The sequence below is a fragment of the Georgenia muralis genome (genome assembly GCF_003814705.1).
In the GTDB taxonomy this organism is placed as follows: Bacteria; Actinomycetota; Actinomycetes; order Actinomycetales; family Actinomycetaceae; genus Georgenia; species Georgenia muralis.
Genome location: NZ_RKRA01000001.1, coordinates 2,074,984 through 2,092,019 on the forward strand (window position 1 = coordinate 2,074,984; position 17,036 = coordinate 2,092,019).

Below are 17,036 nucleotides of genomic sequence, written 5' to 3' on the forward strand. Positions count from 1 at the left end.
AGTTGTCGGTGTCCGCGATCAAGGTGCGCGGTGGGCGCAGGGTGTCGCTGGCCCAGCGATCCCTCCGTGCGCGAACGATCACTTCGTCGCCGAGCGATCCCTCCGTCGGCGAACGATCACCTCGTGACCGAGCGATCCCTCCACACCGCTCTCGTTCGGCAACGGAGTGATCACTCGCTGCCAGACGTCGTGCGGGCGGTGGGACGTTGGTCGGTGGCGCCGGGCGTGACGGTCGCTCTTCCGCCCGGATCGGCGCTGCCGCGCCTACCTGTTACCAGTGTTACTAGAGATACGCATGTTCCCAAAGAGGTTGAAGTCCGCTACCGTGCGAAACGCGCGTGTCCCGCACGGTGCGCGAGGACCTGGAGGAACGGTGGACGTACGACCCGGTACGCGGCGGATGACGGCCGCCCTCGCCGTCCTGGCCCTGTCGACGGCAGGCTTCGCCGCCGGCGCGACCGCGGCCCCGGGCGAGGATGAGATCGCGGCGTCCCGGGCCGCGGAGACGACCACGGTCCGCTCGATCGCATCCCTCGAGGTCGAGCTCGCCACGGTGGCGGCCGAGGTCGAGGAGGCCGCGGTCCGCGCCTCCCTGACCAACGAGGACTTCCTTGCGGCGCAGGCGGCTCTTGCCGCCGCCGTCACCACGGCGCAGGAGCGTCAGGCCGAGGCCGACGCCGCGGCCGAGGAGGTGGAGGCGGCACGCGCACAGCTCGGCCAGGTGGCCGCCGCGCTCTACCAGGACAGCTCGGTCGGACTCGCGCACATCACCCCCTACCTCTCCTCCGACAGCTTCGCGGAGGCGATGGGTCGCACGTCCACGCTCGAGCGCCTCGGCAGCCGCGCGGACAAGCACATCCAGCGGTTCCAGGCCCTCGAGCAGATCCACCGCACGCTGCAGGGCCGCGCCGACGAGGCGGTCGCCGCCCAGGAGGAGGCCACGGACGAGCTCGGTGCCGCGTCCGAGGCGGCCGAGGTCGGCTACGCCCAGGCGCAGGATCAGGCCATCGCTGCCGCGCAGCGGCGCGAGGAGCTCATCGTCGAGCTCGCCGCGCAGCGATCCACCACGGTCGAGCTCGAGCGTGCCCGTCAGGACGCGCTCGACGCCGATCGGCTCTCCCGTCAGGACGCCGCCGCCCGCTCCCAGGCCCTCGCCGCCCTCCCGGCCGCCGCAGCGACGGGCCCTGCGCCCGTCGCCCAGACCCCGGCGGCCCAGGCGCCGGCCGCCCAGAGCCCGGGCGCACAGACGCCGGCCGCGCAGGCGCCGGCCGTTCAGACGCCGGCCACACCCAGTTCGGCTCAGGACCCGGAGCCCGCCCCTGCTCCGGCCCCGGCCCCTAATCCGGCCCCGGCCCCGGCCCCGGCGCCCGCCCCCGCCCCCGCCCCCGCTCCAGCCCCGGCGCCCGCTCCGGCGCCTGCTCCGGCGCCCGCCCCGGCACCGGCGCCCGCGCCTGCCCCAGTCCCGGCTCCGGCTCCGGCGCCCGCTCCCGCTCCGGCGCCTGCTCCCGCCCCGGCGCCTGCTCCCGCTCCGGCACCGGCGCCCGCGGTCAACACCTCGGCCGTCGACCGCGCGATCGCCTTCGCCCGGTCCCAGCTCGGTGTCCCGTACGTGTGGGGTGGGACCGGCAACCCCGGCTACGACTGCTCGGGCCTGACCATGCGGGCCTTCGGGGCCGCCGGGATCTCGTTGCCCCGCACCACCCGCGCCCAGTGGGACGTCGCGACCAAGGTGCCGCTGAGCCAGGTCAAGAAGGGCGACCTGGTGTTCTGGAGCAGCAACGGCCAGCGCTCAGGGATCTACCACGTCGCGATCTACACCGGTGGCAACATGCGCATCCACGCGCCGAGCCCCGGAAAGACCGTCGAGGAGGTGCCCATGTGGCACGTCAACATCATGCCGGTGGTGGGCCGCCTCTGAGCCGGCGCCGCACGGTCGCCTCTGAGCCGGCCCGCATGGCGGAGCCCGAGCGGGCACCGCACGACTAAGCCTCGATCCACCGATGGTCCGCGGCTCGCTCGTTGATGCGGTCGGGACGGCGGTGGTGGTTCTCGGGCGTGGGGTGGTTGCCGGTCTGCCCGGCTTTTCCACTGATGGTCCTCGGTCGTGGGGCGATGGGTCGGGGTTCAGGTGACCCGGGCGCTGCGCGGGAGGACGGCGTCGTAGAGCGTTGTCCAGGCGCTCTGCCAGGGCCAGGCGGTGGGCAGGTGCAGCCGTAGCCGCCGGGCGGAGGTCGCGATCCGGGCGGGGACGTTGATCAGCTTGCGGCGGATCGTCTCGGTCGTTGCCCGGACCAGCGACGGTGCCCTGGTCACCGTGGCGGCGGCGCGGGTGAGGTTGAAGGCCATGACGGCACAGACGAGCCAGGCGGCGTTGGCGGCGAAGACACCGGAGGGCAGGTGTGCCAGGGCGGAGGCCTTGAGGTCGGCGTGGACGTTCTCGATGATCGCGTGGGCCCGGTGGGTCTGGTCAGCGGCGACCGCGCCGAGCGCCTCGGGTGCCGTGGTGGTGAAGAAGGCGTGGAAGCGCCAGGTCTCGAACAGCGTCTCCTGGCCCTGACCCTGCTTGGGGTTCAGGTCGGGGATGCGCCGGACCACGAGCCGGCCGGGGACCTGCTCGGCCTTCTTCTTCGAGGAGAACGCGGTGAACGGGACCTCAGCGACCTCGGCGCGTGAGTTCCATACCCCGGTGGTCTCGTCGTAGATGGCATCGGTGTACCGGATCGCGGTCCACGCATCGGCGTCGATCGTGGCGATGGCGCGTTTGACGGCCGGGTCCATCCGCGCGGTGATCGAGACCTGCGCGCCGGCCTTGAGCGCCGCGGTGACCAGAGTGTGGGAGTAGAACGCCGAGTCGGCCCGCACCAGCACACCACGGCCGGCCAGCCGGCTGCGGCGGATCAGCGCCAAGGTGTCGGTCGCCAGCCGGGCCGCCCCGCGCGGGGAACCCACCGACCCTTTGCGGAGCCGCTGGGCGGCGATCACCGGTGCGACCTGATCGGTGGAGACGGTGGCAAGCAGGGCGTTGAGCCCTCGCACGCCGGAGTACCCGAACGCCGCCCCCTGCTTGGCGTAGCCGTGGACCTCAACGATGGTGTCGTCGATGTCGACCATCACCATCCCCGCGTCCGCCGCGCCGCCGAGCAGGGTGGTGTGCTCGGCCAGGGCGAGGAAGAACCGTGAGGCGACCGCGTCGACCTGGCGGACGTGGCCGAAGGTGAACGAGCGCAGGAACGAGCCCAGCGTCGAGGGGGCGTAGGCACCGGAGAAGACCTTGCCCATGCCGCCGTGGCGCAGCAGGGCCATGTCGTCGATGCTGTCCGCGCCGGCGGCCATGCCCGCGACCAGCGAGGACAGCTTCAGGCCGGCGTTGGCGCCCTTGTCCGTGGGCACGCTCAGCCGCTCGTCGGCCAACTCCCGCAGTCCCGCCCGACGGGCCAGGGCCATCACCGGGACCAGGCCGGCGGCCGACACGAGGTTGGGCTCATCGAACGTCGCGGACACGACCGGACGGGTGTGAGAAAGTTGCATCTACGAGATGCCCTTCTTGAACTGGCGATACGGACCTTCGACAAGTCGTATCTTCCCAGCTCAGAGGGGCATTCTCGCGTTCCCGCGCCTACCCGTAACAGTCAGCCCTCGGTGGATCGAGGCTAAGGGCCCCGCCGGTCGGCGGGGCCCTCGGTCGTCGTGCGGGGACGGCAGCCGGTGGTGCGGCCAACCCGTCGGTGACGTCAGTGGACGCCGTTGTTGTGGTAGCCCTGCTCCTTGGCCCGCTCGTACGACCGGCGGATCTCGTGCTCGGCCGCCTCACGGCCCACCCAGTGGGCGCCCTCGACCGACTTGCCCGGCTCGAGGTCCTTGTACACCTCGAAGAAGTGCTGGATCTCCAGGCGGTGGAACTCGCTGACGTCCTCGATGTCCGTGCGCCACGACGCGCGCTGGTCGGCCGCCGGGACGCACAGGACCTTGTCGTCCCCGCCGGCCTCGTCCTTCATCCGGAACATCCCCAGGGCGCGGCACCGGATGAGACAGCCGGGGAAGGTCGGCTCCTCGAGCAGCACCAGCGCGTCGAGCGGGTCGCCGTCCTCGCCGAGCGTGTCCTCGATGAACCCGTAGTCGTCGGGGTAGCGGGTGGACGTGAAGAGCATCCTGTCCAGACGGATCCGCCCGGTCTCGTGATCGACCTCGTACTTGTTGCGGTTCCCCTTGGGGATCTCGATCGTGACGTCGAACTCCACGGCTACCCTTCCTCCGGCCCGGCCGCCCCACCGCGGGACGAGGGGGCGCGTCGTGTCCGCCCGGCGCGGTCCTGGCCGGACTCTCGGCACTAGTGTGTCGCACGTCAGGGGCTTTCGTGCACGCGCGGCGCCCGCCGGACCCGGGGAGGTGCCGTGGCACGGAGGAGGATCGCGGGTGTCCTCGCGGGCGTCCTCGTCCTGGGTGGGTACACCGCCGCCGACGCCGCGGACGTCGTGCCCGGGGTGCTCACCACCGATCCGGTCCCCGCCGACCCCCGGCCCTTCCCCGACATCCCGGGCGACGGCCTGCGCGCCCCCGCCGTCGCGGGCCCGGACACGGAGGCACCGGTGCCGGCGGCAGCGGCGCTGGAAGGGATGGCCGACAGCCTCCGGGCGGACCACCGCATGATCGGCGAGGCCTCCGTCGTCGTCGCCGACGGAGTGACGGGGGAGGTGCTCCTCGACTCCGAGGGCGCCACGCCGCGCCGGCCCGCCTCCTCGCTCAAGGTCCTCACCGCCGCCGCGGCGCTCGCCGCGCTCGGCCCGGACCGGGTCCTCACGACCTCGGTGGTCCAGACCGGCGACGACCGGGTCGTGCTCGTCGCGGGCGGCGACGTCATGCTCGCCGCGGGGCAGGGCGACCCCGCGGCGGTCCGGGGCCACGCCGGGCTCGCCGACCTCGCGGCCGCCACGGCGGCCGAGCTCACCGCGCAGGGGGTGGGCGAGGTGAGCGTCTCGCTGGCCGACGGCCTGTTCACCGGCCCTGTCCACGCGTCCGGCTGGAGCGGGCTGGACCTGGACTTCGTCATGCCGGTCCAGCCCCTCGCCGTCGACTCCGGCCGCGACGGTGCCGGCGGCTATCTCGACGACCCGGCCCTGGAGGCGGCCCGCACCTTCGCGGCCGCCCTGGCCGACGCCGGTGTCGCCGTCTCGGGGTCGGTCCGCCGCACCCCCCTGCCCGACGACGACCTCGAGCCGATCGCGACCGTCGAGTCCGCCCCGCTCGCGGCGGTGGTGCGCGAGGCCCTGCGCGCCTCCGACAACTCCGTCACCGAGGTCCTCGGCCGGCTGGTCGCGATCGAGCGGGGCGGAGCGGCGGACTTCGCGGGCGCGACCGCGGCGGTGCGCGACCAGCTGGCCGACCTCGGCCTCGACGTCGAGGGAGTCACCCTCGCCGACACCTCCGGCCTGAGCATGGACACCAGCGTGCCGGCGCGCCTCCTCACCGACGTCCTCGTCGCCTCCCTCGACCCCTCCCGACCCGAGCTCGCCGCGCTCGTGCCCGGCCTGCCCGTGGGCAACCTCGACGGCACGCTCGCCGAGCGCTTCACCGGCGACCTCGCCGGGCGTGTGCGCGCCAAGACCGGCACCCTCACCGTGGCCTCGTCCCTCAGCGGGACGGTGCTGACCGCCGACGGCCGCCTGCTGGTCTTCTCCGTCCTCACCGACGACCTCCCGGTCGGCACGACCTTCCAGGCCCGGCTGGCGATCGACGACCTCGTGCGCACGCTCGGCGCGTGCGGGTGCTAGGCCGCGCCGCGCGCCCGCCGACAGTAGGTTGGAGGCCATGAGCGAAGCCGTGGACTGGCAGGTCGCCGTGCGACGCGCGGGCGGCCTCGCCCGCCCGGGCCCGAGGGGCTCCCGCGCTGAGCTGCGGGCGCTCATCACGGTGCTGCGCACCGCCGCCCGGGAGGCTCCCCGCCACGTCGGCGCGATCACGGGGCTGCACGCCGCCGCCGAGGCCGCCGCCCGCGTGCCCGTGTACGTCGTGGACCGGCCGCGCTGGGCCGAGGCCAACGTCGAGATGTTCGCCCACCTCACCGGCGGGCTGCTGCCCGCGGCCACCCGGCCCGGGGCCGCCCGGATCGCCGGCGAGGAGATGGGCGTGGTCCTCTCCCTCCTCTCGACCAAGGTGCTCGGCCAGTTCGACCCGTTCACCGCCGGGGCGCCGGGGCGTCTCCTTCTCGTCGCGCCCAACGTGCTGCACATCGAGCGCGAGCTGGACCTCGACGCCATGGACTTCCGCATGTGGGTGTGCCTGCACGAGCAGACGCACGCCGTGCAGTTCGCCGCCGCCCCGTGGCTCGCCGACCACCTGCGGACGAAGATGCGCTCGGTCGTCGACGAGGTCGCCGACAGCGACGACGCCCTCGCCCGCATCGCCCGGGCGGCCCGCGCCGTCGTGGAGACCCTCGGCTCGCTGCGCGGCGAGCCGCGGCCCCACGAGATGGGCGGCGCGCTCGTCGAGGCCTTCCTCGACGAGGAGGAGCGGGCCGCGATGGGCGAGGTCGTGGCGGTCATGAGCCTGCTCGAGGGGCACGCCGACGTCGTCATGGACGAGGTCGGCCCCGCCCGGCTGCCCTCGGTGCGCCGCATCCGGGCCTCCTTCGAGAAGCGTCGCGACGGCACCTCCGCCCCCGACGTGCTCCTGCGGCGCCTGCTCGGGATGGACGCCAAGGTCGCCCAGTACCGCAACGGCGCCCGCTTCGTCCGTGACGTCGTCGCCCGCGTCGGGCACGACGGGCTCAACGCCGTGTGGACCGGTGCCGAGCACCTGCCCAGCGCCGCCGAGATCGCCGATCCGGACGCCTGGGTGCGCCGCGTCCACGGCTGAGATGGCCGGACCGCCGCCCGACGTCGCCGCCGCCCGCTCCGCCGTCCGGACCGTGCTCGGCGACCTGCCGCCCGGCGCGAGGGTCCTCGTGGCCTGCTCCGGCGGGGCCGACTCGCTCGCGCTGGCGGCGGCGACGGCGTTCGTCGCGGCGCGCGAGGGGTGGCAGGCCGGGGCCGTCGTCGTCGACCACAAGCTGGCTCCCGGCTCGGGGGAGGTCGCCGCCCGCGCGGCCGCGCAGTGCCGCGACCTCGGTCTCGACCCGGTCCTCGTGCGCGCCGTCGACGTCCGCGGCGGTCCCGGGGGCACCGGTGCCGGCGGCCCCGAGGCCGCCGCCCGCTCCGCGCGGTACGACGCGCTCGCCGAGGCGGCGACGGCGGTCGGCGCGGCGGCCGTCCTGCTCGGGCACACCCTGGACGACCAGGCCGAGACGGTCCTGCTCCGCCTAGCCCGCGGCTCGGGCATCCGGTCCCTCGCCGCGATGGCACCCGTGCGGGGCCTGCTGCGGCGGCCGTTCCTGGGGCTGCGGCGCGAGCAGACCGAGGCGGTGTGCCGGGCGGCGGGGCTCGAGCCCGCCCGCGACCCGGGCAACGCCGCGGACGGTCCCTGGCGCGCCGCCGACGGCTCGGCGCTGCGCCGGGCGGCGGTGCGCGAACGGGCCCTGCCCGCCCTCGTCGCCGCCCTCGGCCCGGGGGTCGTGCCCGCGCTCGCCCGCACGGCCGAGCAGCTGCGCCGCGACGGCGACCTCCTCGACGCCCAGGCCGGCGCCCTCCTCGACGGCGCCGTCGTCGCGGCCGCTCCTCTCACCCTCGACGCCGCCACCCTCGCCGCCGCCCACCCCGCGCTGCGCAGCCGGGCCCTGCGCACCGCGGCCCTGCGCGCGGGCGCCCCACCCGGTGCCCTCGCCGCGGTCCACCTCGACGCGCTCGAGGCCCTGGTCACCGGCTTCCACGGCCAGGGCGCCGTCCAGCTCCCCGGCGGTGTGGAGGCCCGGCGGCGGTGTGGCAGGCTTGCCCTGCACCCGGCCGGGACACCGCCCGGCGGCGGTACCGAGTGAGCGGGAGGGGCGCCTGCATGGACGCGCGTGACATGGGTGAGGACCTGGAGAAGATCCTCCTCACCGAGGAGCAGATCGGCACCCGGCTCGAGGAGATGGCCGCCCTCATCGACGCCGACTACGCCGGGCGCGAGCTGCTGCTCGTCGGCGTCCTGCGCGGCGCGGTGATGGTCATGGCCGACCTCTCCCGGCGGATGCACCTGCCGATCCAGATGGACTGGATGGCGGTCTCGTCCTACGGCTCGGGGACGAAGTCGTCCGGCGTCGTGCGCATCCTCAAGGATCTCGACAACGATCTCACCGGCCGGGACGTCCTCATCGTCGAGGACATCATCGACTCCGGGCTCACCCTGTCGTGGCTCGTGGCCAACCTGCGTTCGCGCGGGCCGGCCTCGGTGGAGATCGCGACCCTGCTGCGCAAGCCCGAGGCGGCGAAGGTCGACGTCGACGTGCGCTACGTCGGGTTCGACATCCCGCCCGAGTTCGTCGTCGGCTACGGCCTGGACTACGCCGAGCGCTACCGCCACCTGCCCTTCGTCGGGACCCTCGCCCCGCACGTCTACGGCGGCTGAGCGCCCCGACCGGCGCCTGCGCGGGCGCGGGACACCGCTTCCGCGCGGGCGCGGAACACCGGCACGCGCCCGCCCGTTGTCCTGGGGGAAGACCCGTGCTCGGGCAAGCCCTGCGCGAACAACGGGCCGACCGGCCGGTGCCCGCCCGCCCCGGTCGGCTACCGTCGGGGAAAACGTGCGACCAGGAGGGACCGGGCCCAGGGCCCATCGTTCATGAATGCCAAGAACCTGCTGCGAGGACCACTGGTGTGGATCCTCCTCGTCCTCCTCCTCGTCTCCATGGCGTGGTCCCTCCTCGGGCAGGGGGCGACCCAGCGGATCGACACCTCCCAGGGCCTGGAGCTCCTCGCCGGCGACACCGTCGAGCAGGTGGAGATCACCGAGGGCTCCCAGCGGGTGCGGATGACCCTGTCCGAGCCGTTCGTGGCCGACGACGGCGAGGGCGGGGAGGTCGACAAGGGCACCTCGGTCGAGTTCTACTACGTCGCCCCGCAGGGGGAGACGGTCGTCGGCGCCGTCGAGGCGGCCGACCCGGAGCAGGGCTACAACTCCGTGGTCCCGCAGCAGTCGTGGCTGTCCTCGCTGCTGCTGTTCGTCCTGCCGATGGTCCTCATCTTCGTCGTCTTCTGGTGGATCCTCTCCCGCGCCCAGGGCGGGGCCGGCGGCATGATGAAGTTCGGCAAGTCCAAGGCGCGGATGGTCAACAAGGAGAACCCCGACGTCACCTTCGCCGACGTCGCCGGCGAGGAGGAGGCCGTCGAGGAGCTCGAGGAGATCAAGGAGTTCCTCGCCGAGCCGGAGAAGTTCCAGGCGGTGGGCGCGAAGATCCCCAAGGGCGTGCTCCTCTACGGCCCGCCCGGGACCGGCAAGACCCTCATCGCCCGCGCCGTCGCCGGCGAGGCCGGGGTGCCGTTCTTCTCGATCTCCGGCTCGGAGTTCGTCGAGATGTTCGTCGGCGTCGGGGCGTCGCGCGTGCGTGACCTCTTCGAGCAGGCCAAGGCCAACGCGCCCGCCATCATCTTCGTCGACGAGATCGACGCCGTCGGGCGCCACCGCGGCGCCGGCATGGGCGGCGGCCACGACGAGCGCGAGCAGACCCTCAACCAGCTCCTCGTGGAGATGGACGGCTTCGACGTCAAGACCAACGTCATCCTCATCGCCGCCACGAACCGACCCGACGTGCTCGACCCCGCCCTGCTGCGGCCGGGCCGGTTCGACCGCCAGGTCGCCGTCGAGGCCCCCGACCTGCACGGGCGTCACGCCATCCTCAACGTCCACGCCAAGGGCAAGCCCATGGCCCCCGGCGTGGACCTGCGCATGGTCGCCAAGCGCACCCCAGGCTTCACCGGCGCCGACCTCGCCAACGTCCTCAACGAGGCCGCCCTGCTCACCGCCCGCTCGGGCGCCCAGCTCATCGACGACCGCGCCCTCGACGAGGCGATCGACCGCGTCGTCGCGGGGCCGCAGAAGCGCACCCGGGTGATGAACGAGAAGGAGCAGAAGGTCACCGCCTACCACGAGGGCGGGCACGCCCTGGCCGCGGCGGCCCTGCGCTACACCGACCCCGTGACCAAGGTGACGATCCTGCCGCGCGGGCGGGCCCTGGGCTACACCATGGTCATGCCCAGCGAGGACAAGTATTCCACCTCCCGCAACGAGCTCCTCGACCAGCTGGCGTACGCCATGGGCGGTCGCGTGGCGGAGGAGATCGTCTTCCACGACCCCACCACCGGTGCCTCCAACGACATCGAGAAGGCCACCGCCATCGCGCGGAAGATGGTCGTCGAGTACGGCATGAGCGACCGGGTGGGCGCGATCAAGCTGGGCAAGTCCGACGCCGAGCCCTTCCTCGGCCGCGACTACGGCCACCAGCGCGACTACTCCGAGGACGTCGCGCGCATCGTGGACGAGGAGACCCGCCGGCTCATCGAGGAGGCCCACGACGAGGCGTGGGAGATCCTCACCGAGTACCGCCACGTCCTGGACGACCTCGTGCTGCACCTCCTGGAGAAGGAGACGCTCAACGAGGCCGAGCTCGCGCGGGTCTTCGCCCCCGTCGTCAAGCGGGCGCCGCGCCCGGTGTGGCTCTCCTCCGACGGCCGGCCCGTCAGCGACCTCCCGCCGGTCCTCACCGCCGCCGAGCGGGACCGCGGGGAGCGCATGGCGCCCGAGGACCAGGCGGCCGCGGCGGGGGAGACCCCGCTCGACGGCGTCGGCCAGGTGCCGGGCGGCGGCCGCGTCGGCGGGCCCGCCGAGGGGCTGTAGTGACCAGGGCCATCCCGCAGTCGCCGGACGAGCCGGGCGGGGTCGCGGACCGCGCCAGCGACGCCGCCCCGCTGCTCGACGGCGGCACCGCCGTGCGGCCCTACGACCCCGAGGGCGTGCGGCGCGCGGTGCGCGACCTCCTCGTCGCGGTCGGGGAGGACCCCGACCGCGAGGGCCTCGCCGGGACGCCCGACCGGATGGCCCGCGCCTACGCGGAGATGTTCGCCGGGCTGGCGGAGGACCCCGCCGATCACCTCGACGCCGTCTTCGACATCGGGCACGAGGAGATGGTCCTCGTGCGCGACATCCCCCTGTACTCGATGTGCGAGCACCACCTCCTGCCCTTCCACGGCGTCGCCCACGTCGGGTACATCCCCGCCGTCGACGGCCGGGTGACGGGCCTGAGCAAGCTCGCCCGCCTGGTCGAGGGCTACGCCCGCCGGCCGCAGGTGCAGGAGCGGCTCACCTCGCAGGTGGCCGATGCGCTCGTGGCCCGGCTCGAGCCGCGCGGGGCGATCGTCGTCGTCGAGGCCGAGCACCTGTGCATGTCCATGCGGGGCGTGCGCAAGCCCGGCGCCCGCACGATGACGTCGGCGGTGCGAGGTCGGATGCGCAACGCCGCCACGCGGTCGGAGGCCATGAGCCTCATCCTCGCCGGCACCCGCTGACGAGGCCGATAGCCTGGGACGGTGTACTCGAGCGATGGACCACGACGCCGGGCTCCCCAGGGGCTGCCGCGGGCGCTGCGGGACCGCTCGCGCACGCTCGTGATGGGCGTCGTCAACGTCACGCCCGACTCCTTCTCCGACGGCGGCCAGTGGTACGACACCGAGGTGGCCATCGCCCACGCCCGGCACCTGGTGACCCAGGGCGCGGACCTCGTCGACGTCGGCGGCGAGTCCACCCGTCCCGGCGCCGAGCCGGTCACCCCGGCGGAGGAGCTCGCCCGGGTCCTGCCCGTGGTCGAGACCCTCGCGCGGGAGGGGGTCGCCGTCAGCGTCGACACCATCAACGCCATGACCGCGCGGGCGTGCGTCGAGGCCGGCGCCGTCGTCGTCAACGACGTCTCCGGCGGTCTGGCGGACCGGTCGATGGCGGCCACCGTGGCCGACACCGGCATCACGTACGTCATCCAGCACTGGCGCGGCACCCCCGAGACGATGGCCTCCCTGGCCGTCTACGACGACGTCGTCGGCGAGGTCTGCGCCGAGCTCGCCGACCGCGTCTCCGCCGCCCACGCCGCCGGGGTGCGCGACGAGCAGATCGTCCTGGACCCGGGCCTGGGCTTCGCCAAGGAGGCGGAGCACAACTGGCGCCTGCTGGCGCACCTCGACGACCTCGCCGCCCTGGGCTACCCCCTCCTCGTCGGTGCCTCCCGCAAGCGGTTCCTCGCCGGGGTGGTCCCCGCGCAGGTGGCGGCCGAGCCGCTGGCCCGCGACGCCGCCACCGCGGCCGTGAGCGCCCTGGCAGCCGCCGCCGGCGTCTGGGCGGTCCGCGTCCACGAGGTCGCCGGGACGGCCGACGCCGTCCGGGTCGCCGCGGCCTGGCGGTCGGGGCGCTGATCCGCAGGTGAGCATCCCGGGCCCCGACGGGCGCGACCTCGACCGCATCCGACTGCTCGGGCTGCGTGCCTTCGGCCACCACGGCGTGCTCGCGCACGAGCGCGCGCAGGGCCAGACCTTCGTCGCCGACGTCGTGCTCCACCTGGACACGCGCGCGGCCGCCGCCACCGACGACCTCGCCGACACGGTCAGCTACGCCACGGTTGCCGAGGACGTCGTCGCCGTCCTCGGCGGGGAGCCGGTGGACCTGCTGGAGACCCTGGCCGAGCGCATCGCCGCGGTCGTCCTCGCCCACGGCGTCCGCGCCGTCGACGTCACCGTGCACAAGCCCGGCGCCCCGCTGTCGGTGCCCTTCGACGACGTCGAGCTCGTCATCCGCCGCCATGCCGACCGCGACGAGGACCGCGGCGCCCGGGCGGCCGGGATCCCGGCCGACGACGCGACCGGTGACGCGCGCCCGACCGGCGACGGGGACCCGACCGACGACGGCGGCCCGATCGGCGAAGCGGGCCCGACCGACGACGCGACCGGCGACGCGGGCCGGGCCGACGACCGGGTCGGCGCCGAGGTCCCCGGGAGCGACCGGCGCCCCGCGGGCCCGCTGACCACCCGCCCCGCCGCCGAGGTGCCCTTCGTCCTCGCGCTCGGGGCCAACCTCGGCGACGCCGTCGCCACCCTGCGAGCGACCGTCGCGGCCCTGACGGCGGCCGAGGACGTCGAGGTCAGCGCCGTCTCGCCGCTCGCGAGGACGGCCGCGGTCCTGGCGCCCGGGCAGCCTGACCAGCCCGACTACCTCAACGCCGTCGTCGTCGGGACCACCACCCTCGCGCCGCTGGAGCTCTTCGACCTCGCGCGCCGTCTCGAGGACGCGCACGGCCGGGCCCGGGAGGAGCGCTGGGGCGCGCGGACCCTCGACGTCGACGTCATCACCTACGCCGACCTGCGCTCCGACGACCCGGAGCTGACCCTGCCGCACCCGCGCGCGCACGAGCGGGCGTTCGTCCTGCTGCCCTGGTCGCAGGTGGAGCCGGACGCGGTGCTGCCCGAGCACGGCGGCGTGGCCGAGCTCGCTGACCGGGCCGCCGACCGTTCCACCGTGCGCTGGCTGGCGCTCGACTGGCTCGAGGGTCCTGGCGAGCAGGGGGCCCGATGACCCGCACGTCGGCGCGCTCCCTCGTGCTCATCGCGGGTGGCGTCCTCGTCCTTGCGCTGCTGGTCCTGTCCGGCCTGGACGGGCGCGGCTACCTCCCCGTCCCCGTGCCGCTCGCCAGCGCCCTGGGGCCGGCCCTGCTCTCCCTGCTCCTGCTGTGGCTGGGGCGCGGGGTGCGGCGCCTCATCCGGCGCGAGCACACGTTCATGACCCCGCTCGGCGCCGCCCGGGTCGTCGCGCTGGCCAAGGCCTGCGCGCTCGTCGGCTCGGCCCTGGTGGGCTACTTCGGCGCCCAGCTGCTCCTCACCCTGGACAACCTGGGCGCCCCCCTGCCCCGCGCCCAGGCGTGGGCGGCCGGCCTCGCCCTCGTGGTGAGCCTCGTCCTGGTGGGCGTGGCGCTCGTCGTGGAGTGGTGGTGCCGGGTGCCCCCGGAGGACGACGACCCCGACCACCCGCGCGGCCCCCGGGCCGCGAACCCCGCCTGAGACGAAGGACACCATGGACGCCACCCCGGCCGTGCCGGTGCACGACCCCTTCCAGCCCGAGGGCATCACCTTCACCCCCGTCTCACGCGGCCTCGTCACCGCCCGCCTCGTCGTCGCGGCGGCCGTGCTGGTCCCGGTCGGTGTCGTCGCCGTGGCGGCGGCGGTGATGGCGGGCGGATGGGCGTGGATGGCTCCCGCGGTCGTGGTCGCGATCGCGACCTGGCTCGTGTGGCTCGTGCCGCGCCAGGTCGGTGCCATCGGCTACGCCGAGGCCGAGGACGACCTGCTCGTGCGCAAGGGGATCCTCTTCCGCTCCCTCACGGTGGTCCCCTACGGCCGGATGCAGTTCGTCGACGTCGGCGCCGGCCCGCTGGACCGCCGCTTCGGGGTCGCCGGGGTGCAGCTGCACACTGCGTCGGCCCAGACCGACGCCAAGATCCCCGGTCTCCCGCCCCAGGAGGCGGCGCGGCTGCGGGACCGGCTGACCGCGCGCGGCGAGGCCCGGCTGGCGGGGCTGTGACGCTCCGGCCCGGGGACGCGGCCGACGAGCCCGGGACGGCCCTCTCCCCGACCGGGGCGGACGCCACGCTCCGCGGCGCGAGCGATCCCGACGGCGGGACGGCCCCGGGTCCGCAGTGGCGGCGGGTGCACCGCATCACCCCGGTGCTCAACGCCTGGAAGGCGGTCGTCGCGCTGCTGTTCTTCCTCGTGTGGCAGGTGACGGACCAGCTCGACACGCTACCCACCGACCTGTGGCAGACGATGGGCCGGTACCGGGGCGTCGCCCTGCTCGTGGTGCTGGGACTCGTCGTGGTGGTCGCGGCGGTGGCCACCCTCTACTCCGTGCTCGCCTGGCGCCGGACCCTCTTCGCGGTGGGCACGGAGTCGGTCGACCTCCACACCGGGATCCTGTTCCGCCAGCAGCGTCACGCCCGCCTCAACCGGGTGCAGGCGGTGGACGTCGTCCAGCCGCTGCTCGGCCGGCTCTTCGGGCTGGCCCAGGTGCGGGTGGAGACCGCGGGCGGCGGCGGGTCCAACGTCGTCATCGGGTACGTCCCCGAGGCCGAGGCCCAGTCGCTGCGCAACGAGATCATGGCCCGCGCCGCCGGCGTGGTGGTCCCGGCGCCGGGGGAGGTGGGCGCCGCACCCGTGGCGGCGGCACCCGAGCGGGCGGTCCTGGAGGTCCCGGCGACGCGCATCATCGGCGGGCTGCTGCTCTCCGGCGGCATGATCGGGTTCGTCCTGACGGTGGTGGGGCTCGTCGTCGCCGCCGTCGTCGTGGGCTCCGTCGCCCCGGTCTTCGGTGTGCTGCCCGCGCTGCTGGGTTCCGGCGGCTACCTGTGGAGCCGCTTCGCGGGGGAGTTCGGGTTCCGCTCTGCGCTCTCGCCCGACGGCATCAGGCTGCGGCACGGGCTGCTGGAGACCCGCACGCAGACCCTCCCGCCCGGGCGGGTCCAGGCCGTGGAGCTCAGCCAGGCCCTGCTGTGGCGGCGGCGAGGATGGTGGCGCGTCCAGGTCAACGTGGCCGGGTACGGCGCCGAGACGGCGGGGAAGAACGTGGTCGAGACGGTCCTGCTGCCCGTCGGGGACCGGGGCGAGGCGCTGACCTCCCTGTGGCTGGTGCTGCCCGACCTCGGGGTGGAGGACCACCGGGAGCTGCTCGACGCCGCCCTCGGCGGCGCCGGGGGCGGTGCCGGCTTCCTCACGAGCCCACGCCGGGCCCGGTGGGTCGACCCGCTGACGTGGCGTCGCACCGGCCTGCGCATCACCGGCACGGCGATGGTGGTGCGCCGCGGCCGCCTCGTGCGGCGCGTCGTCGTCGTCCCGCACGAGCGGACCCAGTCCCTCGCCCTGTCCCAGGGGCCGCTGGAGCGCCGGCTCGGCCTGGCGGACCTGCACGCCCACTCGGTGCCCGGCCCCGTCACCCCGGTGGTGCCGCACCTCGACGCCGAGCTCGCCCGCGACCTGCTCCTGGAGCAGGCCCGCCGCGCCCGCACCGCCCGTGCGGCGGAGGGCCCCGAGGAGTGGATGCGCCGCGTGGCGGTCCCGCGGCCCGACGACGTCCCCGGCCCGGCCGGCGACCGGCCCACCCGCACGGGCCTGGGATGATGGCCCGGTGAGCAGCTCCACCACTCCTCGTCCGGGCCGGCTCGGCGTCGGCGTCGTCGGGGCCGGGCGGGTGGGCGCCGTGCTGGCCAACGCGCTGCGCGCGGCCGGGCACGCCGTCGTCGGCGCCACGGCCGTCACCGAGGCCAGCCGCGACCGGGTGGACGCCCTCCTGCCCGGGGTGCCGGTGCTCACGGTCGAGGAGGTCGTCGAGCGCGCCGAGCTGGTCCTGCTCACCGTCCCCGACGACGTCCTGCCCGACCTCGTCCGGGGCCTGGCCGACCTGGGCCGGTGGCAGCCCGGCCAGCTCGTCGTCCACACCTCGGGCCGGCACGGCACGGAGGTCCTCGCGCCCGCCCGGGCGGCGGGGGCGATCCCGCTGGCGATCCATCCCGCGATGACCTTCACCGGCACCTCGCTCGACCTCAACCGGCTCAGCGGCTGCCCGTTCGCGGTGACCGCCGCTGCACCGGTGCTGCCGATCGCGCAGGCGCTCGTCGTCGAGATCGGCGGGGAGCCGGTGGTCCTGGGCGAGGACCAGCGCCCGGCGTACCACGCGGCCCTCGCGCACGGGGCGAACCACCTCGTCACCCTCGTCGCGCAGGCCGGACGTGCCCTGACCGCCACCGGGGTGGAGGAGCCGGGCCGCTACCTCGAGCCGCTGCTCACCGCGGCCCTCGACGGCGCCCTGCGCGGCGGCGAGCAGGACCTCACCGGCCCGGTCGTGCGCGGCGACGTCGGTACCGTCGCTGCCCACCTCGCCGCCCTCGCCTCCCTGGGACCGGACCTCGAGGACGTCCTCGCCGGCTACCGGCACCTCGCCCGCGCCACCACCCGCCGGGCGCTCGCCGCCGGCCGTATCGGGGAGGCTGCGGCCGCGCGGCTCCTCGACGTGCTCGTCGAACCGGCCGGCGCTGCGCCGGGCGGCGGTGCGACCGCCGGGGGTGCGGCGCCCGCCGGGACGACCGGGCCCGCCGGGACGGCCGCACC

At 75.1% G+C, this 17,036-nt stretch carries 14 protein-coding genes and 1 pseudogene; 13 read left to right on the forward strand and 2 right to left on the reverse strand.

Annotated features, from left to right (window positions below):
* Window positions 1-373: 373 nt before the first annotated feature.
* Window positions 374-1,918, forward strand: coding sequence for a C40 family peptidase (locus EDD32_RS19790; protein ID WP_123916883.1), 1,545 nt, complete (start codon window positions 374-376; stop codon window positions 1,916-1,918).
* 206 nt (window positions 1,919-2,124) lie between these two features.
* On the opposite strand, the gene EDD32_RS09220 is transcribed toward EDD32_RS19790, so the two are convergent.
* Window positions 2,125-3,528 (reverse strand): IS1380 family transposase, encoded by a 1,404-nt coding sequence (locus tag EDD32_RS09220; RefSeq protein ID WP_123916759.1) that lies wholly within the window; start codon window positions 3,526-3,528, stop codon window positions 2,125-2,127.
* A gap of 203 nt (window positions 3,529-3,731) precedes the next feature.
* Window positions 3,732-4,238 (reverse strand): inorganic diphosphatase, encoded by a 507-nt coding sequence (locus EDD32_RS09225; protein WP_123916885.1) that lies wholly within the window; start codon window positions 4,236-4,238, stop codon window positions 3,732-3,734.
* A gap of 153 nt (window positions 4,239-4,391) precedes the next feature.
* Between EDD32_RS09225 and dacB the strand changes: the two genes are divergently transcribed.
* From dacB to EDD32_RS20115, 12 genes and pseudogenes are all read left to right on the forward strand, one after another.
* Window positions 4,392-5,768, forward strand: a complete 1,377-nt coding sequence (gene dacB / locus EDD32_RS09230) for a D-alanyl-D-alanine carboxypeptidase/D-alanyl-D-alanine endopeptidase (protein ID WP_123916887.1) — start codon at window positions 4,392-4,394, stop codon at window positions 5,766-5,768.
* Window positions 5,769-5,805: 37 nt separating this feature from the next.
* The gene (locus EDD32_RS09235; RefSeq protein WP_123916889.1) at window positions 5,806-6,852 is read left to right on the forward strand and encodes a zinc-dependent metalloprotease; all 1,047 of its coding nucleotides are present in this window, start codon (window positions 5,806-5,808) and stop codon (window positions 6,850-6,852) included.
* A 1-nt stretch (window position 6,853) separates the two neighbouring features.
* Window positions 6,854-7,906, forward strand: a complete 1,053-nt coding sequence (gene tilS, locus EDD32_RS09240; RefSeq protein WP_123916891.1) for a tRNA lysidine(34) synthetase TilS — start codon at window positions 6,854-6,856, stop codon at window positions 7,904-7,906.
* 17 nt (window positions 7,907-7,923) lie between these two features.
* Entirely contained in the window at window positions 7,924-8,478 is a 555-nt protein-coding gene (gene hpt / locus EDD32_RS09245) for a hypoxanthine phosphoribosyltransferase (RefSeq protein ID WP_123916893.1), read from the forward strand.
* Between the two features lie 213 nt (window positions 8,479-8,691).
* Window positions 8,692-10,743: an ATP-dependent zinc metalloprotease FtsH gene (gene ftsH / locus EDD32_RS09250; RefSeq protein ID WP_123916895.1), complete on the forward strand. Its 2,052-nt coding sequence runs from the start codon at window positions 8,692-8,694 to the stop codon at window positions 10,741-10,743.
* Window positions 10,744-10,814: 71 nt separating this feature from the next.
* The gene (gene folE / locus EDD32_RS09255) at window positions 10,815-11,411 is read left to right on the forward strand and encodes a GTP cyclohydrolase I FolE (RefSeq protein WP_211338947.1); all 597 of its coding nucleotides are present in this window, start codon (window positions 10,815-10,817) and stop codon (window positions 11,409-11,411) included.
* 21 nt (window positions 11,412-11,432) lie between these two features.
* Window positions 11,433-12,305, forward strand: a complete 873-nt coding sequence (gene folP / locus EDD32_RS09260) for a dihydropteroate synthase (RefSeq protein ID WP_425459479.1) — start codon at window positions 11,433-11,435, stop codon at window positions 12,303-12,305.
* A gap of 7 nt (window positions 12,306-12,312) precedes the next feature.
* Complete coding sequence (folK, locus tag EDD32_RS19470; protein ID WP_246006061.1) at window positions 12,313-13,458, forward strand: 2-amino-4-hydroxy-6-hydroxymethyldihydropteridine diphosphokinase; 1,146 nt, start codon at window positions 12,313-12,315, stop codon at window positions 13,456-13,458.
* Window positions 13,455-13,940, forward strand: coding sequence for a DUF3180 domain-containing protein (locus tag EDD32_RS09275; RefSeq protein WP_123916897.1), 486 nt, complete (start codon window positions 13,455-13,457; stop codon window positions 13,938-13,940). Before folK ends, EDD32_RS09275 begins: the two co-directional genes overlap by 4 nt.
* Window positions 13,941-13,953: 13 nt before the next feature.
* Window positions 13,954-14,460: a PH domain-containing protein gene (locus tag EDD32_RS09280; protein ID WP_123916899.1), complete on the forward strand. Its 507-nt coding sequence runs from the start codon at window positions 13,954-13,956 to the stop codon at window positions 14,458-14,460.
* Window positions 14,457-16,049, forward strand: a complete 1,593-nt coding sequence (locus tag EDD32_RS09285; protein ID WP_123916902.1) for a PH domain-containing protein — start codon at window positions 14,457-14,459, stop codon at window positions 16,047-16,049. The genes EDD32_RS09280 and EDD32_RS09285 overlap by 4 nt, the downstream gene beginning before the upstream one ends.
* A 7-nt stretch (window positions 16,050-16,056) precedes the next feature.
* Window positions 16,057-16,956: pseudogene (locus tag EDD32_RS20115) on the forward strand (Rossmann-like and DUF2520 domain-containing protein); the annotation flags it as partial.
* Window positions 16,957-17,036 lie beyond the last annotated feature (80 nt).